The organism is Mesorhizobium sp. M4B.F.Ca.ET.214.01.1.1 (genome assembly GCF_004791545.1).
Classification (GTDB): Bacteria; Pseudomonadota; Alphaproteobacteria; order Rhizobiales; family Rhizobiaceae; genus Mesorhizobium; species Mesorhizobium abyssinicae.
Map to the genome: position 1 here is coordinate 1 of NZ_SRUX01000156.1, position 346 is coordinate 346.

The 346-nt window shown below is 60.1% G+C and carries 1 protein-coding gene; it reads left to right on the forward strand.

Annotated features, from left to right (window positions below; genetic code table 11):
* On the forward strand, window positions 1-346 hold a 346-nt coding region (locus EN857_RS33705), incomplete at both ends, for an OmpW family outer membrane protein (RefSeq protein ID WP_135897706.1).

The following is a 346-nucleotide window of genomic DNA, read 5'->3' on the forward strand; positions in this document are numbered from 1 at the left end:
CGTGGATGCTGCGCGTGCGCGGCCTCGGCGTCATCACCAATGACAGCGGGAGCGTCGACGGTGTGCCAGGGGCTGGCCTGTCCTATTCGGATACCGTAATCCCGGAACTCGACATCAGCTATTTCTTCACCGATAACTTCGCCGCCGAACTCATTCTCGGCACCACCTATGCCAAAATCAATGGCGAGGGCGTGCTGGCCGGCACGCCGGTCGGCAAGACCTGGCTGCTGCCGCCGACACTGACGCTGCAATATCACTTCACCGACTTCGGCGCTTTCAAGCCCTATATCGGCGCGGGCGTGAACTATTCGCTGTTCTACAACCAGACCGAAAAGCCCGGTTTCAG